The sequence below is a fragment of the Candidatus Melainabacteria bacterium genome (assembly GCA_003963305.1).
Taxonomy (GTDB): Bacteria; Cyanobacteriota; Vampirovibrionia; order Obscuribacterales; family Obscuribacteraceae; genus PALSA-1081.
Map to the genome: position 1 here is coordinate 228652 of RXJR01000015.1, position 24156 is coordinate 252807.

The following is a 24156-nucleotide window of genomic DNA, read 5'->3' on the forward strand; positions in this document are numbered from 1 at the left end:
AAATGCAGGAAAGCCCAATGGGAAATGACGACGATAAAGAACTCCAATCAGACCAAAACAAATTCAAGCAAAAACAAGAAGAACACGTCAATCTCAAGATCAGCGACCCGGTTCAGACATCTTTGAAGATTGCAACTGAATGCGCAGCTCCGGTCCAGGGATTTCATGACTTTGAACAACTTGCAGAAGGAGCCACTGGCGTCGTCTATTCAGCAAAATCAGATGAAGACGAATCCAAAGTGGCAATCAAGATATACAAACGTGAACTTATTTCGGACAGTGATTCGGCCAAACGATTTGAGCGCGAAGTAAAAGCACTTGGACAGATCAATCATCCGAACATCGCACAAATCATCACGTCTGGTCAGACGACTTCCGGTCAGGCTTACATTGTCATGGAACTGGTCGACGGGGCCAGCATTCGAACCCTTCTCGAAACAGAAGGCGTCTTCGAACCAATACGCGCAGTCAAAGTAACACGCGAAATCTGTCGCGCCCTGGAGGCGCTGCATGCTCAAGAAATCGTTCATCGAGATCTCAAGCCAAACAATATTATTCTGGATTCGAATAACATCGCAAAAATAGTCGACTTCGGAATCGCCAAACTTCTCAATTCCAGCGGAGACACAATCACTCAATATGGCTCGATACTTGGAACGCCAGCCTACATGAGCCCAGAACAATGCCTGGGTCAAAGAGTGGATGAAAGATCAGATGTCTATTCTGTAGGTTGTACACTCTTCGAAATGCTAACCGGAATGAAAGCATTCGAGTCTCAGACAGCAATGGAAGCTCTTGCTAAACAGATAGACGAAGATCGAAGTCATCTGGAAAAGCCACTCGCCGCCGCGGGAGCCCCCAAAGACCTGCGAGCCATCATTCTCAAGTGTCTCCAGAGAGAGCCTGATGGACGCTACAAGAACGTTGCTGAGTTATCGCATGACCTTGGTGCTTTCCAGCTGGGTCATCCGCTCACGTTCGCGCACAAAAACAAATCTGCCGGTTCGGTGCACGATTTCAAAAAACTGAATCTGGAGAAAATTCGTCCATACTGGCAAATCATCGCATGCTGCGCGGCCTTTCTCCTTGCGGCCTCTGTCATTCGGTTCAATCTGGAATCGCTAAAGCAAGACCATTCTTATTCACCAGAGGTGAATCATCGAAACGAGACGCCTTTTGTAATCCGCAACAGAAAGACGCTGGAGCCGCTTTATTCAGACCCGAAGTGCTTCACCCCCAAAGATACCCTGGTCAGTGCTCTAAAGCGTCATGCGGACCTGCAATACGCCGATCTTTCAGGGAGAGAATTATCCAACTGCAATCTCGACGGCATTAATCTAGCGAATGCCGACCTGTCACGCGCCAATCTCAGCTACAGCAGCCTTCAGAATGCTGACCTGCACGGAGCATTTTTGCGGTATACAAATTTCGAGCAGGCTAATTTAAGAAGAGCAGACTTATCAGCTTCGATACTTGATGGAGCAAACTTGCGCCAAGCATCAGCAAGATATGCAAGTTTTATGGGCGCCGATTTGTCGCGAGCAGATTTGAGCGATGGAAATTTCCAGGAGACAAATTTTCGCAACTCAAATATGTACGTTACCCAACTTCGCGGAGCCACATTGATGGGCGCAGATTTCAGTTATGCAGACTGCAACTACACTCACTGGAAAAGCCGTTCGTCGCCTGCTGAAAGCAAGTTTGAAGGCACGAAGAATCTGAATTTCAATTTATGATTTGCCTGATGCAAAAGTGAGCCTATCGAATCATCTAGACAGTGACAACAATCTTTCCGAATTGCTGATTGTCCTCGAGATAGCGGTGAGCTTCTGCAATCTGATCGAGTGAAAATTTCTTTGCATCTATGCACGGCACGAGACTGCCATTCTTCAAACCATCAGCTACAAAGTCAATACCAACTTTCAATTTCGCCGGATCACCTGTCGTGGTCATAAGCAGTGAACCTGTGATGACTGGGCGCTTTCCAATCACATCAAGCAATGAAATCGCAGTCGGTTCCTTGCTCAATGCACCATACAGAATTAAACGCGCCTCGGGTGCAGAAGCCGCCATCAACTTAGCAAATGTAGGTCCGCCTACCGGGTCGAAAGCTACAGTTGCGCCTTTACCGCCGGTTATCTTCATCACTTCTGCAACGAGGTCCTGCTCTTCCGTCGCAATCACGTGAGCAGCTCCTGCCCGCTTGAGCTGCTCAGCTTTGGCACTGGTTCTTGTCAATGCAACAGACTTCGCACCGACCATATTTGTTATTTGTATTGCGGCAATTCCAACACTACTCGAAGCAGCTGGAATCAACACCGTATCACTCGCTTGCAGCTTCGCCGTGGAGAGCAAGCCATCATATGCGGTGAGATACATCATCCAGATCGAAGTAGCTTGTTCAAATGACAAATTGGAAGGATGCTTAGTAACCGCATAAGTTGGTGCAACAACAAGGTCGCCGTACATTCCATATTCATTCATGGAAAAATTTGGAATTGTGCTGACTGCATCTCCAACCTTGAAATCAGTGACACCATCACCGACTGACTCAACAGTTCCTGAAGCTTCATAGCCCAGAATAGCTGGAAGTTTCGCACGCTCCAGATACTGCCCCATTCGGAACATTGCTTCAGCGCGATTCAATCCGATAGCCTTAACAGCAATGCGAACCTCATTTGCCTTTGGTGCCCGCACCTCGGTGTTGACAATCTTGAGCACCTCAGGACCACCAAATTCGGCAAACTGAACAATTCTCGACATAGTAACCTCTTCACTGCATCAGACGTTGAGCGAAGAAGCCTACAGCAATCGACTGGTTTGATCAACTGCACTGATATCCGCCGAGTCGGTACGCACTCAGACGATACCAATCTACTTATTAGTTACTGGAATTGCCGCCTAATTGACCTGGTAGTTTTCCAAATCGTCGTCGCTTTCTTCGACAAAGCTATCGATCACAACTCCCTCGTATACTGCATCCAAAGACAACTCCAGGGCTGCGGAAAACGAGTCGAAAACAATGCTGTCGCCTCTTCCGAGTGTGGAAATCTCCCAATTGCCGTCTTTGCACTTTCGGTAAGAATCAACTCGATACCTGTTCTGGTGCACAAGCAGATATTGTCGCAAACTTTCCAGTTGCCGATACGCCATCATCTTCTCACGTCGATCGATGTGTCTGGTCGATGGAGACAAAACTTCCATCAGAACGAGCGGAGCTTGTTTAAAGACGCTCTCGCCGTCATAAGGCTCGCAAGTGACCATAATGTCCGGATAGTAGAAACTATTCGCGGCCTCGACTTTTACCTTCATGTCGTTCATAAAAGCGCGGCAGCCTGAACCTCTTAAATGCCCATGCAGCGCCGCAAATACATTGCCGCAAATAATGTTATGAGCCTCGCTTGCACCGGTCATGGCAAAAAGCTGACCGTCAATATATTCGTGCCGCACAGTGGCACGTTGCTCTCGATCGAGGTACTCCTCGACACTCAATCTTGGCATTTTCGAAAAATGTGCCATCTGATGCCCGCAAAAAATATCCTCTTCAAATTATATGAGAAGCCGTTCTGCAGAATAAGCAATCCTCAAATTAAAAGCGCCCGACTTGTCGGACGCTTTTGGTGTTTTGGAGTTTTGCAACGGTCTAGAAGTTACGACCACCCAACAAGCTGCGCACCCAATCATCCATTCCACCAGTAGCGCGCTGGCGCTGCATTTCTGCGGCAAGGTCCGGAGGCAACATGGCTTGTGGTCTCGGATTGTAGTCCTTATTGGTTCGTACAATCTGAACGACTGACGGAGATGGTGTGCCACCATTGGCGACGATCGATTGAGCAGTGTAGACGTCCGGCCTGGAGATGCGGTTGGAGCTCCAACCAGCGTCAATCATCTGTTGAACAACTTGCGTGGTGCCACTGCTGAACTCAGTTGGTCCCATAATGCGAGCGGTAACCGATGCGGTGCCGAGCATGGAAGCATCTTTCTGATAGACGTCGAGAGCAGCTTGAGCAATGCGTGGATCTTGAATCTGATCATCGGTGAAGCCTGCTGCGTGCATGTCCATAATGATTTGCTGAGCGGTGTGGATGTTGTTTCTCATGCCGGCAGCGGTTTGCTGAGCGATTGAGTTGACATCAGCGGCACCATCAGAGTATCCGCCGTTCGACGACTGACCGTAAGCTTCGACGAACTGGTGAGCGGTTACGCTGCCGTCGCTGCCGCCGTTTCCGACAACGCGAACTTCAGGATTGCCCGATGACAGAGTCGAATCGACATTGACGCCAATCGACTGACTGCTGGTTGTAACGCTGTTTGGCGCCTGATCTGCTCTGACATTGACGTCAATGACCTGACGAACTTGCTGATTGCTTGGAGGAAGTGCATTGACTGGCACATTGCCCATCGGAACATTGTTGCCACCAACCAATCGAGCATTGACATCGAGTTCAGTGCGCTGAACTTGTGCAGGACCAGCGCCGTTTCCGACCATGCGAACATCTTGCTGACCGCTTGGAACTCCGGAGACCGGCATATCCATTTGCACACGATTCGTGCCGAAACCGCCACCGTTTGAACGGAAATTGACGTCTGTCTGTTGACGAACTGGAGGATTCATCGAAGGCAGATTGATATTGCCGAGCGATCCCATGCCGCCCATTGCTGAATTGCCGCTGTCGACTGCGTTGATATCGAGCGTGTTCTGCTGAGTCATCGGAGCTGCACCGCCGCCGACCTGGTTGAATGCACCGATGCTGACTGGACCTGCTCCGCCGACATTGTTGCCGCCAGGAGCTTGCATGGTCAGCGTCTGTGCCGAGCCACGGCTTGCACCGCCACCACTGCTACCACCGAGATGACGAACCATTCCACTCAAGCTGCGATAGGCAGAACCGTAATCTTTAGCATGACCACCGGCCACGAGTTGAGCAACTGTCTGAACCATATTGGTATCAGCACAAGCAGCTTCACCCGCTTCAACTGTCGGTGATTCGAGCATGATCGCAAGGCAAGCGCCGACTTCAGCAGCACCGACGTTTGGCGCGACCTTACCGATGAGAGCATCCTTGACCATGGCGTGTGTGTCTGGTCCGACCTGACGACCAACGATCGAGTTGACGTAAGAAGCGACACCGCGGATAGCAGGACCTCTGCCCCATGCTGGTTGCTTCAATACGGCAGTGTTGGAAGCAGCGGCTCTGTATCCGGCAGTGATAGGCATACCGGCTGAGAGCAAGGTGTCTGTAGCTGGACCGACGCGTGGGTTCCATCCTGATTCTGGCGACGTATCGTCGGTCATGATGTGAATACCCCAGGCTTGCTGATCCGGAGTCATTTCGCCGTATCTGCCTTTCAGGTATTCAGTGAAAGCGTTGCCTTCCTGACCATTGACGTATGCTTCTGAACCGAGCACTGCGTGCTTGAGGAGAGATTTCTGGAAGCGCTGCTTAGCGACTGCGGTCTGCTTGAATGAGCCACCGTTGTATGCCATGAATCCGGCTGCGGCGCGCTCGAACATGCCGCGTGGTCCGTCTTCGTTGGCTTGAATTGCGGCTTCTCTGGCTGCATCAAATGCTTCTGAGTCGGTAGCGAATGTTTGAGCATAACCTGCTGCCATGATCTGCATAGCTTTCTGTTCAGGTGTAGCGTTGGCGGCGAAACGAACGTGGTTAACATGTCCCTTGCCGTTACCTACGATGTTTGCCTTACCGTCAGTGGAAGGACCCATTGTTGGACCAGCAGCGGTTCTGATGTCTACTGCCAGACCTCTAGGTGGAACCCAACGGTAGTTCGATTGTCTGAACTTGTCGAATGGGCTGTCGCCTCGAGGAGCAGGATTGACACCGTTTGGAGGAGGTGGTGCGTCGCTGGCTCCTTCTTGCAGTTCAGCAGGAATGTGCGATGTCGATGGATCGATGTGACGTCCCTGATTAACAGCGCTCTGGCTCAGCGACTGGCTGAGGATGTGAGCAGCAGTGCCGGCAACAGCAGCACCGACAGCTGGCACTACGCCGGCTGGACGTACGGTCACTTGTGGTGCTTGACCCTGTTGCAGAGTCGCTTGTGGCTGTTGGGAAACAATGCCCTGTACGGTCTGGTTGCTGCCGGGGCGATTAGCACCTGGCTTGTTGGTGACACGAATCATCACCGGTTTGCCGTTGGCATCGAAGCCCTGAACCATCGTGCCTTCTTGTGGAAGCTCGATTTCACTGACAGGCAAGCTGCCAGGCGCACCAGATCCGGTGCCATGAGCAACGACACCTTTACCATCAGGAGCTACAACCGGAGCTGTAGGATTAGGCTTCTCACCAGGCAATACAGGCTTGCCGCTAACGGCAGTGCCGGTCTTCAAATCATGAGCGACAGTGCTCTTGTCTGTAGATGACGTGGAGCCGGTTGCTGAGCCACTCTTGGTTGTGCCGGTAGCGCCTGTGCCGGTGGCATCTTTCTTCGGTCCAGGTGTAAGACCAGGCAATACAGGTCTGACTGTAACTGGCTGTTTGAGAGTAGGAGAAGCTGTAGTGCCATCACCTTTCTGCTCTTGCTCGTGCTCGTGGTCGGCTCCGCCCATGTTGAGGGTTTGACCGGTTTGAGCACCGCTGGCAGCACCTTTGTTGGCGGCATCTTTCTTAGCTTGATCTTCAGCAGCTTTGCTCTGATCAACAGGTCTGATAGGAGGAATTACCGGCGTTGCGTCACCAGAGCCTGGCTTTTTAGGTCCAGCTTTCGGAGTTTCAGTCTTGAGCGAGGTTTCTGTCTTAGGAGTGCCTGTCGCTGATGATTTGTCACCAGTGGTGCCGGCATTGCCAGCTCCTTTCATTGTGGAAGCGGCTACGGCTCCGCCCATAAGAGCAGCCTGAGCTTGAGCCAGAGCTTTCTTCTTCTTCTCTTCTTCGCTCAAATCTTTGTCAGATGAAGGTGGTTTCGGCTGATTCTGTGTCTGAGCTGTGCGCTGCGCATTGAGCATAGCTTCAGCTTGCTTGCGAGCTTCTTCTTTCTTGCTTGCTTCATCAGACTGGTCGTGGCTGTCGCGTTGCTGAGCAGCAGCGCCGAGGGCAGACATCGCTGCGGCAGTACCAGCGACAGCAGCAGTGGCTTTAGCAGCGGTAGCGAGACGATCTTTCGCGGTAGCACCACCGGTGCCTGCATTCAAACTCTTATCAGCGGCAGTGGCTGTGGCACCATCCATTGCAGGAGTAGCTTTACCACTGCCAGGCTTTTTAGGACCAGGCTTGGCGCCATTTTGAGCAGCGGCAGCAGCAGCGGCTGCGTCTTTCTTCTGCTGATCTGTTGTCAGCTTCTTGCCGTCGGCACCAATCGGGTTGCCGTCGTTGTCTTTCAGTTGCTCACCAGGTTTGCCTGGAGGTTTCGGACCAGTTCTTGGTCCACCTGGAGGCACAATCGGCTGACCGTTAGGACCCAGTGGAGGTCCATTCTTGCCGCCATTGGCTGGGTCTTGCAAGTTCTTCGACAACTGTGGGTTGCTCGATTGACTTGGCAGTCTGTCCAGACCGACTTTCTGTGATTGTTCAAGACCGCGAGCAGCAAATTTGTCTGAAGTCGCATATTTGAAAAGTTGAGCAGTTCTTGTCTGCGCCATGTTGCCCAGGGCGCCAAAGCCTTTCATCAAACCACCAGTGATCAATCCGGCAGAGATGAAGTCTGACATCGGGCTGATTTGAGCGCGAGCCATGAACGATGGGGTTTGAATCATCAATTGCAGTACACCCACTGCAAGAACGATTTTGCCCCAGGGGTTGAAATCGGAGAACAAGATGATAACCATGATCTTGAGCAATCCGACCCAGACGAATGTCCACAAGCTGACTTCGACGAATGATCTGACGAAACCGGCGCAAACACTTTCTGTATCGGGAGTAGCGAAGAAGACGATGAAGATTGGAGCGAACATGTACTGCGCGGTCAAAAGAGCAGTTTGAATCGCTTTCAAGACGAGAATGTAGACGAGCTCGGCGATAAGGATGCCACCGAGAACGAGATAGATGATCAAACCGGCGAATGCGACGATGCCGCCAACCGTTCCCAGAACGAAGCCGCCAGCACCACCTCCGACGATACCACCGGCAACCGAGCCGAGCACTGGAGCGAATGTGTTGGCGAGAAGACCGACACCAGCTACCAAACCGCCTTTGACTGCTGCAGCCATAGCAGCGTCGAGCATGATTACCTGGTCGGCGGAGTTGAAATAGATAGCTTTGATCATTTCATTCGAGATTTGGATTTCGAATGCGTAGATTGTCGGCCAGGCAAGGAGCAAACCAGCGGTGAAGATAAGTCTGCCGACTGCGCCCATCAGACCTGTGCCGCCGCGCCATGCAGCTTCAGCCCAGTACTTCCAGATGCAGAGAATGAAGAGGAGGAGAAGCAGGTCAACTGCGATTCCGTACATCGTGTCAGCACCCTGACGAATGTAGGGAGAGATATCGTCGTTACGTCCGCTGCCGTTAGCGCCGTTAGGGTTTTGATTCAAACCGTTGACTGCGATGTTCGGGTTAAGAACGAAAGTACGGAGGAAAGCTGTGAGGAATTGAACTGTGTCGGACACCCATCCGTTAATCAATTCAGTGATCCATCGACCAATTACTTGACCGATGTTGGCGAAGAAATTGCTGATCATGTCATCGCCCCAGAAGGCTTTCATACCAGCATATGTGTCGTTGTACTGAGCCAGCTCGCTGCCTTGCAGCAACTGGTTGTTTGTGTTGGTGATTGCGCTTTGAGTATTCTGTTCGGCAGCTTGCTGAACGAGAGTTGTCTGCCCCCTGGCGTCAACGTAAGGATTGTTCGGTACCGTGCTCTGTGTCTGTGCTGCGCCCGTGGACAATTGCTGACCACCGCCGTTATCGATGCCGAGGTCGGCTCCGGGAGGTGGAGGTTGCGTTTGCGCCAGAACAGCGACATTAAACAAAAATGGCGCGAGCAGCATAACGAGTGCTACGAGCGCCTTGTTTATTCTTTTTGATTTAGAGCTGGACTTTATCACAGCGGTTACCGATTGATTCAGGGGGGTGTCTTGAATAACAAGATATTAGACTCTACTCATGGGGCTGTCAGTGGTGGAATTCCCATTTTCGTCGACGAGCCGGCATCTTTTTATAAAGACGCCGGCCCGCTTCGAGTTTTTGTTATTGCCGGACCTGGGTTCGAGTGTCTTGGGGTCTAGCCCCTGGTCAGCCTATGCAGCAGCAGTTAGCTGCTCGGCATAGCCGCGACTCTCGACAGTTCGGGAGTTGGTCTTTTTAGAGACCGCCGCCCAGTCCACCGAAGTTGTTGATTGCGAATGTACCGATAAGGTGAACAGCGGTTGGAGCGCCGAATCCGATACCGAGACCTTTGGCTACGTTCATGGCGGATTCACCACCATCACGCTGACCGAATGCAATCTTCATTCCTGCCATTGAGGATGGAACTGTAGATAGTGCTGTTACAACACGGGAGATGTCTCTTGCGGTGTCGTAACCGAAGTCAGCCATCTGACCTACTTCGTTCGACTGACCGTATCTTGGGTCAACCGGTGCTCCAACTAGACCCTGGGCATGTACGGCTTGGTCATATACGCCGAATGCCATCAGAACCAGCTGTGGAGCAAGGAGGAAGCTCAAGCGGGAAGCGACTTTGAATGAACGTGATGCAACAATCTTTTTACCGAAAGATTTGATTGTGGAAACCATGAGGAACCTCCTAGGGTTTGGGTGAGAATCGATAAACTTTTGTCAACGATTATGAGAGTGAGACGCGGACTGTGATTGGGTTTGGGTGGGTGGGATAACTTAGCGGTGATTCCAGAGTGTTGCCCTTACGCTGGTCGTTGCGCCGTTTCCAGATGAACCGGAGGATGGCACCATTGGACCGGGTGTGAAGCCGAGGCTTCCGTAGTTGGCCACTGCTGGAACAGGAGCCGGGCGGTGTTGAGCAGTTAAGAGTTTTGCTGTGCCGTTTGTAGAGCGGCTAAGTGTCCGGTGAATCGGACGGGCTGAAACATGTTGTCCTGCCGATGGCGCTGCTGCTACTGGAATTGGAGGCAACGATTGCGGAGCAGAGGCAATCATCGGAGTTGGAGCAGCTGAAATTGGTTTGCCGAAAGCTTTCTGGAAAGCTTCAAGTGGGCTCGATGGTTTGATTGGCACTGCTGCAACAGATGTGGTGTTGCGTACCAGTGGAGCCGGCATTGGAGCTGGAGCTTTAGCGAGATAAGTAGGGTCGAGTCCAAGTACGTTTCTGCTAGGCACAGCACCGGCGCGTACGGCGGCTGGAGCTGGAGCATTGTAACCGCGAGGCATCGGGATGGTTTCTTTCTTCCATACGTTTGGAGCGAAATCCCAGCGAGCAGATGGACGGCGTTGTTCCGCTTCTTGAGCTTGTGCTGGAGCAGAAGCTGCGACGGCTGCGGCGACCGAGATGATTGAGAGAGTTAGTGCCTTGATGTTCATTTGCTGCAATCCTGATTAGAACCTGGAGAGACCGTTTCTGAGTGCGTAGTTAGCCATTCCGAGACCGAAGAGACCAGTTGAGTACATTGCGGCAGGGTTTCTGCTCATTGCGGCACCGACGAGTACACCGGAACCGAGCATTGTTGCCAGTCCTACTCCGTGGCTCAACTTAGCGAGTTTGGAGGGTCTGCCGATTTCGGGATTTTTGACACCACCCGAGAGTGTTTGTGACTGCGTACCGCCTGTTGATTGTCCCGACATTCCGGATGGTGTGAGCCCCGGTGTAACCCAGGCTGATTGTCCGGTTTGCCCTGACAGCGGTTGTGTCATTCCTGGAGCCTGACCCATTTGAGCTTGCATCATTTGCAAGTTAGGGTTGACTGGAGGAGCGGCTGGTGTGACAGGTTGACCCATCAACGAGTTGAATGCCGCCTGGCGGAAGTCCTGAGCTGATTGACCGGTTGAGAGTGGCAATCCTGCTGGGACGTTGTTGCTGCCACCGTTCGATACGAGTCCTGGTGCGGATTGTGTATCGATGCTGTCACCCATGGCGCGGGTTGCGGCTTGGGATTGAGTCATCTTGGTTGCTACTTGCGGATCAAGTGGCACCACTTCTGGTGGCAACAGGGATTCCTGGTCTGGTCCCATTCCCTGCGCTCCGGCGGCTGGCATATTGGCTGCGAACATTCCGAGAACAAGGGTCAGGGACAAGGCTGCATTTGCCATTGCTCTCTGGTTGTTCTTGGTGGTGTCCTTGGCGTTCATGTCGTTTAGCTTTCTTTGCGGAAGGAGTGGTTCGTTCGATGTAGAGAATATTACGTTTACGGTTTGCGATTTGAAAGCGGGGGGATTACGAACCGCATGGGATTTTCCCCCCTCTTTATTCTTATATGGCTAGAAGTTTGTCTCGACAGCCTTTGGAAGCAGCAACTGGCCGGTCTTCTGCTGGGTTACGTTAGCTGGATTGAACTGGGTGTAGTTGAAACCGAAGTCAGTTGTGCGGCTGCTGTACTGCGGGATGCGTCTCCAGCCCTGACCGAACTCTGTAGCCTGCTGGGCTGTCAAGGCAGCGATGCCGTTGTTACGTGTGTCGCTGAGACCGAAGTCCTGGATTGACGAGCCAGTCGAGATACGTTGTCCGCCTATCTTCAAGCGCTGTCCACCGCCCAGGTCAATCGAGCTGTTGCGGAGCTCAGTGCCTGCCGATGTGCCTTTGTCGAAACCGTTACCGGTCGGTACGCCAAATGGGAGACCGAAGCCAGCCAGTGGGCCTACACGGGTTACTTCGTCCTGGATGCCGCCGGCAGCTCCGCTACCAGCGCCGAATGCCATGTGCCGACCACGCAGTTCGTACTGGTGGGTGGTCTGACCGCTGCGGCGGGTCTGTGGGATGGAGGTGCCGTAGCCGCCTGTGCCTGGCAGTCCGCCGCCGCCCATGATGTTGGTCTCAAGGGCTGGATTGAAGGTGTTGGCGTAAGGCGCGATGTTCAACATGCCCGGGTCTGCGCCGGGTGTCGATGGAGGTGCAGGAATCAGACCTGTCAACGCTGGTCCAAGTACTCCGGGAGGAGAGACGATAGCCGGTGCAACGGGCAAGCTGATACCCGAGCTGCCCTGGTCAATCTGGTTAGCTGGAACGGCTGGAATCCACGGCAGGAGGGTCGATGGTCCGGTCATACCGGGGTTGACGCCCGCAGGTGTTGCGCCGTCACCAATTGCCGGCGGCGCGCCTTCAGCGGCCGGCATGCCCACGCCCGTACTCTGCGCCCCAGGAATCAACGGCGTTCGCAGGGTGGTCGTACCCTGAGCGAACGACGGAGTGCTCAGAACTGCGCCCAGCGCCAGTGACGCGAGGGTTGCCTTTAAAATCTTAACGTTCAACATGGGTGTGGCCTCCTGAGCCTTTTTTGATTGGAGTCGCAGTGAGCTGCGGACGAGGGTGGGCGAAAACTTAGTGGTCTGCGATCGTGGCGCGTGCGCGTAATTGAGAACCTTTAAAGAGAGTGCGATTACCGTAAAGACTTTGTGTGGTCTGAGCATTGGGTAGATTGGCGCTGCGTGAGCCGCCGGCCATGCCCTGATTACTCTGTACAGAGCGGGGTCCATCTTCGGAACATTGAGGAGCCATCTTCAGCCCTGGCTTTTGTAGCAATGGCTCACCGAAGTCAGTGAGACTGGAGCCGTATTTTTTCAAGCCGAAATCGCGGCTTGTCTGGCGTCCACTTCTGGTTTGTGGTGCGAAGTCTCCAGGCATACCACCGCCGGGGTTGATGTTGACCTCCACTCCAGCTTGAGAATTGCCGTTCATAGAATAAGGCAGCATGCCGGGATCGGCACCAGGCGTGGAAGGTGGTGGCGTCAGATATGGTGCCACCATAGAGTTGACTCCGCCGCCTGAGCCCCGATCGAGCGGACTCATTGGCGGAAGCGGAACATCAGAAGGTGGCGGCAGGTTCGGCATTCCCATCATTCCAGGCGTGACGCCCATCGGCGCATATCCGCTTCCCACAGGCGGCGGTGCACCTTCAGGCGCAGATTCGCCGGCTGCGGCGCTCGGAGCGCCAGGAATCAGCGGGGTACGCAAACTCTGGGCTTGAACAGCAATCGCAAAGCCGTTGAAAAACACTGCTGCAACGAGTGCAAACAGCGCTGATTTGAGGCTAAAGGAAATACTGGACATATTCACTCTTTATTGTCGGGACCGAAACAGCTCAGATCTGCTGTAGCGTGACAATAAAGTAGCTTTTGCGCGGTCGAATGTCTTGGGTGAGACTACGCACACCCATGGGATTTCTCCCACTTTGATCCAACTACCATATGGAGAGCCCGCGTCCCGGGCACCAATCGTCAATTACAAACATGGAGCGCCCGCGTCCCGCGGGCACCAATCTAATCGTCGCTAAGTCGCTCGTTGTAACGGTAAAGCTCGTGACCCTCAGGCACGCTGACGGCCTTCCAACTTCCTGTAACTGTGCCTGTCGCCATGACGTCCATACGTTTAAGTTCCTGATAACGTCTCAAACTTTGCAGCAAGCGAGCATAGTTCTGTTGCATACGCACCGTGGTTGGGTGCTGCTCTCCCAGTTGACGCTTGCAGATGTTCAGCGCTTCTACATAATAAGGTTCGGCCTGCTCGAACTTATTCTGCATGTGATACAGCGTTGCCATATTTTGAAGCGCGCAGGCGACATCGGGATGATCGGGCGGGAAATTTGCCTTATATAAGGATAGATATCGACTGGCAAAATTTTCGGCTTCATCATATTTGCCCTGGAAATAATTGACCTTGGCGAGATTATTGACAGTAGATGCGATATGCAAACTAGTCGGAGGCAACACACGGGTTTTGATGATCAAAGCATCGCTATAGAGAGATTCAGCGCGATCGATATGACCCAGACGGCAATAGACATCAGCAAGACGTTCGATTGAGCCGACGAAACGCTGACTTTCACGACCGAATTTTTCAGCTTTTCGAATCACGTCAATCCACTGTCGTTCAGCATCTGAAAAACGTCCATCTTGAAAGGATTGCTCAGCCAGAACCCGTGCCGCTTCCCAATCTGCATCGGCACTGGCGATAGCTGGAGGTTTGGCGGGTTCAGCCATCAGGTCACGCTGCGTCCAGTTCAGCTCTTTCATTGCTTGCGTGACGTTGATCTGTTTCTTCCGCGCATAGTCAAACAGGATGAAGGCATGCTCGGCGGTCATGCGCCCTGCTTCCATCATGGCATTGCAGCCTGCCGCAAGATGCAAGAAGTTGGCGTCGCATACATCAGTCATGAGAAGCATCTGCAGCATCATCTGGGAATTCTCGCGCCCCAGCTGCAAAGCTTTTTCAATGTCGTTATCGGTGATCAGACCAAGCAACTTCAAAAACTCAGTGAATGAAACACGCTTCGTGTTGCCGAGTTCGTTCATTCGAACTTTTTGAATTGCTTGTTCGATCCTCAAACCTTCTCTGTCCATCAGGAACATTACTCGAATCGCGTCCTGTTGCGAGCACTGATTAGAGATGATCATCTCCTGCAACTGCAACGCATTTTCAAGAAGGCTCTGCGTACAGTAATGCGAATCGACAAGAACCTGTCCAAGCAACTTCCCAGTGCTGACGCTGACTTCAATGGCATTACTGAGCTGCGGTTTCGTTATCGTACCGGCGGCAATCAGCAGTTCTCCCAGAAGCACCGTGCGTCGGTCGGGCAAACCATAGAAATCCCGCTCAACAGGCGTCTGAGCACCACTTGAAATATTGCGGCGGGAGCTTGACCGAAGAGATTTGATCGCTTGTTCACGAGTGACGCGCCCATTTCGCAACAACGACTGAGCATTTAAAGTGGCGGTCAGACCGGCTTCTGAAATCATTCCAGACAACACCAGCGAACGGCCAAAAGGAAGTCCGGTCTCTTCGCTCTGCCTCAAGGCAGTATCCAACTGAGCTTGCGAGATCAATCCTGATTCGATAAGCAATTCGCCCAGCTTGTTTGCCGAGGAATCATCAGGCTTTTCATAGCCAATTGTGGAAAGAGCACTCTCGAGAGTCGGGTGCTCTCCTGCGGCGACAGCCTGCAAAGCCCGCCGCGCCGTTGCCGGATCGACACTGTTGGTTTTCAACATCGTCTGACAATGAATAGCCGCATCGAGCAAAGGTTCTTTGATATATTGCGACAGCACCAGCACTCGACCAAGAGCCAGGCCAGTCTGGTCGACAATCTGCAACGCCGCTTCCAGCTTCTTCCGCTCAACCAGTCCAAATTCGACTAACAGCTCGCCAAGCCGTAAATCCTCGCTAATAGCTGGTGCGTCAGGATTGCCTTCTGGCATTTTTCCTCTAATTGCGGGCAGCGGGCATGGACTGGATAACGTCAGTCAAATTGACGTAACCAATTCAAACATATCATTCCCGTTTATGTGCCGCCTATTCGCCGCTCAGACGGTTCAGCTTTGTTCGATAATCCACAATTCAAGCGGTAAATCTGGACTTTAATGTCTTTGAGGGCTCTATCTGTGGACTTTTGGCTGTTTGTGCCACTCGCGGAAGTCTTCGTAAGGATTTCCTCGTTGAAGGAATCTTTATCCTCAAACTTCAGACGCTGTTTCTCCAAAGACACCATCAATCGGCCTAATCCGCTTAGCGTCTATTAGCAGGGTTGGATTCAAGTGTCCGCAATGCAGACATGCCTCTTTGTGTACAACGCAAACACTGAAGCCCTTTATACGGTCGATGGCAAACCTCACAGAGTGCGGCCGGCAGCCGTGCTCCGGTAGTCGTTTGATCAAGCGTGGTGTTGATCGTGGCACTGTCCATCACTTTGCTCATTTCCACAGCTTCAGGCGTGCGGCCCTGCTCACGCAGCAACTTGACCAGATGCCTTGCGCTCCATTGCGCTTCCGGAACACCGAGCCCAAGCGTGTCTTGAAAAATCATCAAAGCCTGTCGCAAAGAGTGCTCAGCTTCTTCGACTTTTCCATATTTGTACAGAGCGAACGCTAAGTTATTGTACGCCCGCCCCACAACGGGATGATTCTCTCCGAGAGCGCCCACTTTCTTATGCAGAGATTCGCGGTAAAGCGGCTCAGCATCTTGATGACGCCCCTGCTTGGCAAACAAGTCGCCAAGTCCATCGAGGCACATGCACACCATTTGGGCAGACTGTGCATCTTCGGCCTGACGGATTGCCAGCCACCAGTTTTCCTCAGACTCTTCGAAAAGTCTTTTCTCAGCGGCTTGTTCCGCTAAGAGCTTATAGTGAGCCCACTTTTCCCTGCAAACTTGAGCATCCATGATCGTTACGGGCACCAAATATGGTGAACAGGCGGACAAAGTCCTCAATTATGGCGTCTTTTGTATGTTTCCGACAATCGCCAAATCATCCTGAATCCAGTCCTCCTTCATACATTATAGAGATTCCGATTGACATCCGGTAGGGTTACGCCAGAGTGTCAGCAGCCGATTCTGCATTCGGTCGGCAGCATTTTTACTGGACTGTATAGGGGCTTATTGGGTATATTGCAGTCGGGTGAGCCTCCGGCAAACCTCATTCGGAAGATCTGAGAGTTTCTGGGACTATCAGTCGAAAAATGCAAGATCGCGAAAACTCTACACCTGAAGGTGCGGACGAGTCTGGTTTAATCAAGCCAGAGCATGAATCCGAGCATGGGGACACGCCGTCTTCCGACTCTGAGCAACCCGAAAAAGTCTACGACTTCTACCATCAGCATTTCGGCGTCGCCCTGGCAGCAGGAAGTCAGGAAATACGTAACGCCGAAGCCAATGGTCGAGCCGCGTATGCAGCTCGAACCGAAGTTGCTGATAAAGTTAGCGCCCCCAAGAGTGAGTCTTGGAATGCCCTGAAGAGTCTAATCCGCTACCAGACTTCCTCAACGCCGGCGCCCGCCAGCCAAACCGCTAGTGATACCACTTCTGGAGACAGCTTCGAAGCTCAATGGTTTGGTAAGAACTCAGAAGACTCACCTGATGGAGTTGAGCCCCAAGAACAAGAAGGAGTTCGCCTCAAATGGACCCCGATTGTCGACAATGTGCCAGACGCTGAAATCGAAACGGAGCTTGTAGACAATGTCCCAACTTCAGAAATAGAAGCTATCGCAGCAATCGACGATGTGGTAGCTGCAGAAATAGAGACTTTGCCGGCCGACGATGTGTCAGATGCAGAAGCACAGACTTTTGCAGCCAACAGTGTCTCAGATGCACCGCCGATCCAACAAGAGATGACAGCAGAAAATCATCGGACAATTGCTGATTCATCGAATCAGTCATCGACTGCAGAGTCAATCCTCCCGCCGCCGAAAAAATTTGTCGGAATGCCATCGAGAATGGTTCGTCGCCCACAGTTGAAACAACCATCCACTGCCTATAAAAATGAGCAAGACGCTCCGGCATCGACAGATCGATCAAAAAACCAAAATGAAACTGCAGACGAATCTACGTTGCGTCTCTCCACAGACGAGTCCACGTTGCGTCTCTCCACAGACGAGTCCACGTTACGCCTCCCCAACATAGACGAGTCCACCCTGCATCTCCCCGTTACAGACGCGCCTAATTCAGACTTTGACCAATCGAGTCAGGAGCAGGGTACGAGAACTGAACCAATTGCTGAAGAAGATGATGCCAGCGAAATTAAAGCGGCCGAAGTGCGCAACAAATTTGGCAGTATGAACGCATTTGCCAAGTTACAACAACGCACGAAAGAAATAGTCGAAACAAAAGAAGAACAATCAATCACGGGCGACATCCCCGAAGAAGTGCGGGAAGAAGTGCGGGCAGAAGTACAGTCGGGCGAATGGGAAACTATTTCTCTTCCGGAGGACGCGAAGTCTGAAGGCGCGACCGTCATGAACCAGTGGTGTTCAACGAGCACCGGAGATTCGCACCCGAAAATTTCGCTAGCTGAACTGGACAGCATTCCGACACCGAGTGTGATGAAGGACATGCCGCAGAATAAGCCTTTCTCGCTCTCGACCCCTAAACCAGCAACGCCGATGGAGACAAGTCAGCCGACACCAGATTCGGTGCATCAAACGGCGCGTGCCTCATGGCTAAAAGCGGCTTCTGAATACTCGACATCAGTGATTAAGGCTGTAACTGAGCAAATGAAGATGCTCAGTGCCAAACCGAAAAAAGTGACACCCGAAAGTCCCGAATTCAGAACTGCTGAGCCACCCGAGTCAGAAGCAGACGATTCATCAACGTAGTACAAAAGTCTGCCACCGGCAAAATAGCACCAGCTGTCATTTTCCCCAGGTAAAGAACAGAGCAACAGCGGCCGCGGTCATCGCAGCTGTAGATGCCCATCCCATAACGTTCGTCATGACGCTGTTGGTCTTATCGCCCATGATCTCTTTGTTGTTAACAACCATCATGATCAAAAATAGCAGTGGCGGCGCAACCAGCCCGTTAATAACTGCCGACCAGAACAAGGCGGCAATGGCGTTCATCCCAAAGAAGTTCATCGCCATACCAACCACTGTCGAAACGGCAATCACTGCATAGAACTGTTTTGCACGGTAGGGCTTCTCATCCAACCCATAGCGCCACCCAAACGCTTCCGAAAGAGCATAAGCTGCTGACCCGGTCAGAATTGGGATGGCCAGTAAACCAGTACCAATCAGTCCAATAGCAAGCAGCAACTCGGAGAATTTCCCGGCCACAGGTGCAAGAGCTTTGGCAGCGTCAGTGGCAGTTGCGATATGAGTCTGCCCGTGCGCATGAAGTGTGGCCGCACAAGTAAAGATAATGAAATACATGACTGAGTTGGAGAGCACCATGCCGGCGTTAACATCCATTGCCGCCACTTTCAACTCTTCGTCGGAAGCACCTCGCCGCTGCCACAGCGCTCGCTTACCCTCGCTGCGATCTTCTTCGACTTGCTGACTTGCCTGCCAGAAGAACAGATAAGGAGAGATGGTCGTACCAAGAATAGCAACGAGGGTAGACACGAATTCCGCTGTTGGCTGAAACGTAGGAATGAACGTAGCCTTCAAAACTTCAACCACATTTACATGCACAAAGAAGGCAGTAGCGATGTAGGCGAACAAAACCACGGTAAGCCATTTGAAAACATTGGCAATAAGCTTGTACGAGCCCAAAAATTGAACAACCAGGATTGAAACCGAAACCAGTAGGATAGTCGGCATAATCGGCACCGGATGCAGAAGCTGAATCGCAGCAGCGATAGCTCCTATATCGGCACCAACATTTAGCGTATTCGCGACGAAAAGAGCAGCTACAGCAAGATATAGAAGTGGCTTCGGATAATTCTTTTTCAAAACACCGGCCAATCCCTGACCGGTCACCATGCCAATCTTGGCACAACTGTATTGCACTGCCGCCATCATAGGTAGTGTCACCAGAGCCAGCCAGAGCGTTGAAAAGCCGAGCGAGGCACCGGCTACCGAGTAAGTACCAATACCAGAGGGGTCGTCGTCGGACGCCCCTGTGATCAGCCCTGGACCAAGGACCAGAAAAAAGCGCTTGATCGGATTTTTCTCGTCTATTGCCTTCTGGCGAGGGGTCAGGTCATCGCTGTTCGGACTGGCGGTGGCGTTCATGGTTTTTCCTTCGGTATCCGGGTATTCGGGTATGCCTGAAGGGCCCCGGCAGTTGCGGAGTTCGCTTCAGGCTAAGCTTGCGAGTATTGACAGAATCTTGATGAAACCAGACTGAAAGAAAACCGGAAAGGTTCCCCGGCAGTGCAATCTAGCGAATTCTACGTCCACGCGCCCCCCGGTAGCCCCTAACAGAGTGCTTGCGCCCCGGCTCCATATATAGGAATGCCTAACATCGGATCCGCAAAACACTTACACCATTTCGTTAACGCGCAAAGGTCATTACCCGGTCAGACCGAAACCGATAGTATTTAAATACAGCCAACGGGTTGGGCGAAATGAGCGAGATAAACAAGGCAGCGGTTCGGCAGGAAGCCGAGCGCGCCTGACTGCGTGCTCCGGTTGACCACTTCAAGTTTAAAAGGAAGAACAGAACATGAGAAACCGTAATCAAAAGGGCGAAATGAGCGATATCGGACTGGCGGTCTTATCAATGGTCGCAACGTTCGGATTTTTCACGGTAGCCCTTTTGGGCGGTTCCTCAGCCTTACTGAGATGCATGGTCGGATATTAGAGCTGCGCCGGCACCTATATGTTTTCGTGGCACCAGATGGAGTGCCGAAAGTGCAAGTGAGAAACTTATAACTTCATCACTTGGCGTCAGTCGGCTCACCATAACTGGTGCCCTATAATTTTAATGAAAACGATCGTATGCCGCACTGAATATGGTGCGGCACCAGTTTACAAGAAGAAATTACCGGTGTCATTTCAGGGCAAAAAAGTTCCAAACTGAATCGCCCTTACAGGTGGTGGCACAAAATTAGATTGCAAAAACCCCAAATTTCTCGCTATCATGTTTTCGAGAAAGGGGGGGACACCGTGGGCAATTCAGAAGCTATAAACAACGACTTACTAATTTCGGCGTCTCAACATAACGATGCTCTTGATACAGAAGGGCTCGAACATATATTCCGCTGGGCATCAGACATGGTGGCGGACGGTGAAGATGCTCGCGTAAAACTTGCCAGAGAAAGAAGAGTTCGCAGGCAGGTTCTTGAAGTTGTCCAGAAAGCCCGCGAACAAAAAGTTCTCAAAGAGGCTAATGACGAGCTGGCCTATTTGCAACGCCGAGTAATCGCCCTTTTGCAAAAAATGCAGGAAGTGACAGAGGAAAACTCTTTGCTTCGCCAGATAACGATTAGCCAGTACTATGCGCTCGATCGTATTCCGGTGCTGGAAGGAGAAATCAAAAAACTTCGCGGCATGGACTACGAACGCGAAGCCGCCGTAGCCGAACGCAGATATCTCATGGATGCATTGGCAAAGTTAAAAGCAGATCGAGATTTCCTCGACGAGTTATTAACCGCCGCCGAAGAAGAGAACGCTCGGGTGGCTCGACTTCTTTCTGAAGCTCGTGCAGAAATTGCCGAACTGAAAGAGCGCAAATGGTGGCACGGCTTCTACAGAATTTTTAGACCTTAACTGACGAGCACTTGCTAGTTCAGAAACCTAACCGATAGAAGGACGCTTGTGAAAGCGTCCTTCTATTTTGCTGAGCGCAGACGTCGCACAGTAGCGGAGATCTCGATTACCCGACTACTCGCGGTCGCGAATTTTGCCTTCGAAACCACGACCGGTCGGCTCGTAGTAGGTGGTGCCTTCCAACTCAGACGGAAGACACTTCATATCGGCCTTACCCTCATCATAATCGTGAGCATACTTGTAGCCCTTCGAATATCCCAGCTCCTTCATCAGCTTTGTGGGAGCGTTCCTCAGATGCATAGGAACAGGATGCTGACTCATATTCAAAGCATCGCGGGCAGCCAGGTTGTAAGCCTTGTAAACCGCATTGGATTTGGGAGCACTAGCCATGTATACAACGACCTGTGCAAGAGCAATTTTGCACTCAGGCATGCCCACCAGTTCAACTGCTTGCATGGCCGCTACCGCTTGAGTCAAGGCAGCGGGAGCGGAAAGCCCGATATCTTCAGAGGCAAATCTGACCAGCCGCCGCGCCACATAAAGAGGCTCTTCTCCAGCCTCAAGCATGCGAGCCAACCAGTACAAACTGGCATCGACATCTGAATTACGCATCGATTTATGCAAGGCAGAGATGAGATTGTAGTGGTGCTCACCATTCTTATCGTATTTAAGTACCGCCTGTTGAATCGCTGTTCTTATCATCGATTCGGTCAAAGACTTTGCTCCTTTTCGCTTTGACAGAAGCACGGCTAATTCAAGTGTATTGAGAGCGGTTCTGGCATCACCAGAGGAGTAAACAGAAATCATATTCAATTGGTCGTCGGTTACTTCTATCTGCTCATTGCCTAACCCGCGCTCGCGGTCGGAGAGAGCATTGCGCATAATTTTTTGCAGATCACCGGCACCGAGCTCTTCTAACACGAAGACCTTCAAACGAGAGAGCAAGGCGCTGTTGATCTCGAAAGATGGATTCTCTGTGGTAGCACCCACCAGCGTTATAGTGCCATTCTCGACATAAGGCAGAAAAGCATCCTGCTGCGCCTTATTGAACCGATGTATTTCATCGACAAAGAGCACGGTGCGACGATGTTCGAGGTTCATAAATGCCTCTGCCTCAGCCATCACACTTTTGATCTCTTTTATGCCTGACGTGACAGCTGAGAAAGATGTCCACCGACTGTCTGTTTGATTGGCGATTATGCGCGCGAGTGTAGTTTTTCCGACTCCCGGAGGTCCCCATAGAATGAATGACGTAATCTGGTCGAGCTCGACCATCTGCTTCAAAACACCGTCTTCAGCAATCAGTTTCTCCTGACCAACAAATTCGTCCAAACTGCGTGGACGCATACGATCAGCCAGCGGTATCTTCTGATTTAACGAAACGCTCATTCAGCCTCGTTGAGCTTGTCAAGATCTTGCGGCTTTACAGTAAATCTTGAGTTGAAGGCTTTCAGCTTTTTGCGATATTCCTGACCCAGTTTATCCATTACCTCTTGATTTTTGATGGCATCAGCTTTCCGCTTTTCACGCAATGCCTCTCTAAAGTCTGTCCGGGAGCTAATTTCAGCGCGAAACGCCTCTGCCTCTTCGATCGCTTTTTCAGCGCGCACAACTTCGGCCTGCTTAGACTGCTCTTTCGACCTGGCGCGTTCGAGTTCACGCGCCCTTAAAGTTGCGAGATATCTCTCTTTCTCGGCTTCCCGCATAGCTGCCTGGTTTTCCGTGTCACTATTCTTCATCGCCCGTCCGCCAAAGTTACTCTCGACACTTACATTATGACAATTATGAAAGCTACCCGTATGATAATTCAAAGGAAAGGCCGAGCTTCTTAGTGCGGGACGTCAAGTGCGGAATTGACAGAAAATAAAACAGATCTTCGCATCGGACAACTATTGATCGAAGCTCAGATTTTGCGAGCTCGTGATCTCAACGATGCAATCAAGATAGCCAAAATTACGTCTTTGCCAATCGGACGAATTTTAATCATGTCAAGCTACGTTGGCGAGCGCGAATTTAAAGCTGCCGTGCAAGCTCAGTCGTTGATTCGTGATTCTGTTCTGCCGTTTTCTGCGGCCATTGAAGCACTGTGTTTGATGGCCCGCAATGAGATGACATTTGAAGAGTGCTTGAACGAAATCGGCTGGGCTCGCGCCAAAGATGCCACCACAAATAAACTCGGCGAGATGCTCCTCGATGCTCAAATCATCACTAAAGAGCAGATGGAAAGCGCCATCAGAACAAGTGAATCGACCGGTTTGCCCCTTGGTCGGGTGCTGGTTTCTCTTGGTGCATTAACTGACGAAACGTTGGCCACAGCGTTGAATGCGCAGGTTATGGTGCGCGACGGAAAAATAGACAGAGACCAGGCCATTCGCGGTCTCAATGCCGCTTACTCGCGACGGCAAGACCTTGAGGTTGCGCTTGCAGAAAGCGGTTTTTATCGAGGTCCGCTTAAAACATCTGTGCGACTTGGCGAAATGCTCGTCATGGCAAAGTTAGTTTCTGCCGTAGACATTATGAATGCGCTGGAAGTCGGGTTGATGGAGTTGAAACCACTGGGTAAAACCCTCGTCGATCTGAAGCTGATTTCAGAAGCCACGCTAGATGCGGCTCTGGAATTGCAAGAGATGGTTTCGAACAAAACACTCGACGAGTTGAACGCAATAGCAACCCTCAGGCAGTGCGTTGACACAGGCACACCAATCATAGAACTCCTCTCTCAACTTGACGTACCGCAGGATAATTTCAGAACCAACGTACGCCTGCACGATTTACTGCGAGTGGCAGGTCTTCTGCAGCATAGCGATATCGAACTTTCCGACATTCCTAATACCGCCGAAGCAAGCTCAGCAGATGCAAAGGCATCAGCAGGAAGGCTCCTGAAAAACGGATTCATCGACCAGCGTACTTATTTCGGCGGTCTGCGCTGCTACTTTCTGGTAGCCACCGGCTGGATGAACATTCAACAGGCAATCATCGCCCTCAATTACTTATCCAATCAGAAGGAATCATCGTTTGACGACGTCCTGTTTGAATTAAACTGGACGATCAAGAGCCGTCCGCGCTTTGCAAGCGACAAAAGGCGAAAGGGAATAGTAACTAGTGAAGGCAGCCTTAGTCGGCTAAAATTGGATGATATTTAATTCGAAAAGAAGGATCG

The 24156-nt window shown here is 51.7% G+C and carries 17 protein-coding genes; 4 read left to right on the forward strand and 13 right to left on the reverse strand.

The window, feature by feature from the left end; translation table 11 throughout:
• The first annotated feature begins 2 nt into the window (after nt 1-2).
• The gene (locus tag EKK48_16070) at nt 3-1736 is read left to right on the forward strand and encodes a hypothetical protein (protein ID RTL40773.1); all 1734 of its coding nucleotides are present in this window, start codon (nt 3-5) and stop codon (nt 1734-1736) included.
• 34 nt (nt 1737-1770) lie between these two features.
• On the opposite strand, the gene EKK48_16075 is transcribed toward EKK48_16070, so the two are convergent.
• From EKK48_16075 to EKK48_16120, 10 genes are all read right to left on the reverse strand, one after another.
• Nucleotides 1771-2763 carry a hypothetical protein gene (locus tag EKK48_16075; protein ID RTL40774.1) on the reverse strand — a complete coding sequence of 331 codons (993 nt, stop codon included), beginning with the start codon at nt 2761-2763 and terminating at the stop codon, nt 1771-1773.
• A 138-nt stretch (nt 2764-2901) separates the two neighbouring features.
• A complete protein-coding gene (locus tag EKK48_16080) occupies nt 2902-3519 on the reverse strand; it encodes a Uma2 family endonuclease (protein ID RTL40775.1) in 618 nt (205 codons plus the stop codon).
• A 124-nt stretch (nt 3520-3643) separates the two neighbouring features.
• Nucleotides 3644-9001 (reverse strand): hypothetical protein, encoded by a 5358-nt coding sequence (locus tag EKK48_16085; protein ID RTL40776.1) that lies wholly within the window; start codon nt 8999-9001, stop codon nt 3644-3646.
• Between the two features lie 256 nt (nt 9002-9257).
• Nucleotides 9258-9689 carry a hypothetical protein gene (locus tag EKK48_16090; protein ID RTL40777.1) on the reverse strand — a complete coding sequence of 144 codons (432 nt, stop codon included), beginning with the start codon at nt 9687-9689 and terminating at the stop codon, nt 9258-9260.
• 99 nt (nt 9690-9788) lie between these two features.
• Nucleotides 9789-10448 carry a hypothetical protein gene (locus EKK48_16095; protein ID RTL40778.1) on the reverse strand — a complete coding sequence of 220 codons (660 nt, stop codon included), beginning with the start codon at nt 10446-10448 and terminating at the stop codon, nt 9789-9791.
• 15 nt (nt 10449-10463) lie between these two features.
• Nucleotides 10464-11213, reverse strand: coding sequence for a hypothetical protein (locus EKK48_16100; protein RTL40779.1), 750 nt, complete (start codon nt 11211-11213; stop codon nt 10464-10466).
• A gap of 129 nt (nt 11214-11342) precedes the next feature.
• Nucleotides 11343-12332, reverse strand: a complete 990-nt coding sequence (locus EKK48_16105; protein RTL40780.1) for a hypothetical protein — start codon at nt 12330-12332, stop codon at nt 11343-11345.
• A 67-nt stretch (nt 12333-12399) separates the two neighbouring features.
• Complete coding sequence (locus EKK48_16110) at nt 12400-13128, reverse strand: hypothetical protein (protein RTL40781.1); 729 nt, start codon at nt 13126-13128, stop codon at nt 12400-12402.
• A 209-nt stretch (nt 13129-13337) separates the two neighbouring features.
• Nucleotides 13338-15272 carry a tetratricopeptide repeat protein gene (locus tag EKK48_16115; protein RTL40782.1) on the reverse strand — a complete coding sequence of 645 codons (1935 nt, stop codon included), beginning with the start codon at nt 15270-15272 and terminating at the stop codon, nt 13338-13340.
• A 307-nt stretch (nt 15273-15579) separates the two neighbouring features.
• A complete protein-coding gene (locus tag EKK48_16120) occupies nt 15580-16233 on the reverse strand; it encodes a tetratricopeptide repeat protein (protein ID RTL40783.1) in 654 nt (217 codons plus the stop codon).
• 296 nt (nt 16234-16529) lie between these two features.
• Between EKK48_16120 and EKK48_16125 the strand changes: the two genes are divergently transcribed.
• Entirely contained in the window at nt 16530-18161 is a 1632-nt protein-coding gene (locus EKK48_16125; protein ID RTL40784.1) for a hypothetical protein, read from the forward strand.
• Between the two features lie 36 nt (nt 18162-18197).
• Here the strand turns inward: EKK48_16125 and EKK48_16130 are convergent, their stop codons facing one another.
• Nucleotides 18198-19517: a divalent metal cation transporter gene (locus EKK48_16130; GenBank protein ID RTL40785.1), complete on the reverse strand. Its 1320-nt coding sequence runs from the start codon at nt 19515-19517 to the stop codon at nt 18198-18200.
• Between the two features lie 876 nt (nt 19518-20393).
• Here EKK48_16130 and EKK48_16135 point away from each other — a divergent pair.
• Nucleotides 20394-20996, forward strand: coding sequence for a hypothetical protein (locus EKK48_16135; protein ID RTL40786.1), 603 nt, complete (start codon nt 20394-20396; stop codon nt 20994-20996).
• Nucleotides 20997-21110: 114 nt separating this feature from the next.
• On the opposite strand, the gene EKK48_16140 is transcribed toward EKK48_16135, so the two are convergent.
• Nucleotides 21111-22385: a replication-associated recombination protein A gene (locus EKK48_16140; protein RTL40787.1), complete on the reverse strand. Its 1275-nt coding sequence runs from the start codon at nt 22383-22385 to the stop codon at nt 21111-21113.
• Nucleotides 22382-22735, reverse strand: coding sequence for a hypothetical protein (locus tag EKK48_16145; GenBank protein RTL40788.1), 354 nt, complete (start codon nt 22733-22735; stop codon nt 22382-22384). The genes EKK48_16140 and EKK48_16145 overlap by 4 nt, the downstream gene beginning before the upstream one ends.
• A 114-nt stretch (nt 22736-22849) precedes the next feature.
• Here EKK48_16145 and EKK48_16150 point away from each other — a divergent pair, with 114 nt between their 5' ends.
• Nucleotides 22850-24139, forward strand: a complete 1290-nt coding sequence (locus EKK48_16150) for a hypothetical protein (protein RTL40789.1) — start codon at nt 22850-22852, stop codon at nt 24137-24139.
• The last annotated feature ends 17 nt before the right edge of the window (nt 24140-24156 follow it).

Coding starts and splice junctions, on each gene's coding strand:
- EKK48_16125 (RTL40784.1), top strand. CDS start 16,530: ATGCAAGATCGCGAAAACTCTACACCTGAAGGTGCGGACGAGTCTGGT.
- EKK48_16115 (RTL40782.1), bottom strand. CDS start 15,272: ATGCCAGAAGGCAATCCTGACGCACCAGCTATTAGCGAGGATTTACGG.
- EKK48_16095 (RTL40778.1), bottom strand. CDS start 10,448: ATGAACATCAAGGCACTAACTCTCTCAATCATCTCGGTCGCCGCAGCC.
- EKK48_16110 (RTL40781.1), bottom strand. CDS start 13,128: ATGTCCAGTATTTCCTTTAGCCTCAAATCAGCGCTGTTTGCACTCGTT.
- EKK48_16145 (RTL40788.1), bottom strand. CDS start 22,735: ATGAAGAATAGTGACACGGAAAACCAGGCAGCTATGCGGGAAGCCGAG.
- EKK48_16075 (RTL40774.1), bottom strand. CDS start 2,763: ATGTCGAGAATTGTTCAGTTTGCCGAATTTGGTGGTCCTGAGGTGCTC.
- EKK48_16140 (RTL40787.1), bottom strand. CDS start 22,385: ATGAGCGTTTCGTTAAATCAGAAGATACCGCTGGCTGATCGTATGCGT.
- EKK48_16100 (RTL40779.1), bottom strand. CDS start 11,213: ATGAACGCCAAGGACACCACCAAGAACAACCAGAGAGCAATGGCAAAT.
- EKK48_16080 (RTL40775.1), bottom strand. CDS start 3,519: ATGGCACATTTTTCGAAAATGCCAAGATTGAGTGTCGAGGAGTACCTC.
- EKK48_16070 (RTL40773.1), top strand. CDS start 3: ATGCAGGAAAGCCCAATGGGAAATGACGACGATAAAGAACTCCAATCA.
- EKK48_16105 (RTL40780.1), bottom strand. CDS start 12,332: ATGTTGAACGTTAAGATTTTAAAGGCAACCCTCGCGTCACTGGCGCTG.
- EKK48_16120 (RTL40783.1), bottom strand. CDS start 16,233: ATGGATGCTCAAGTTTGCAGGGAAAAGTGGGCTCACTATAAGCTCTTA.
- EKK48_16130 (RTL40785.1), bottom strand. CDS start 19,517: ATGAACGCCACCGCCAGTCCGAACAGCGATGACCTGACCCCTCGCCAG.
- EKK48_16090 (RTL40777.1), bottom strand. CDS start 9,689: ATGGTTTCCACAATCAAATCTTTCGGTAAAAAGATTGTTGCATCACGT.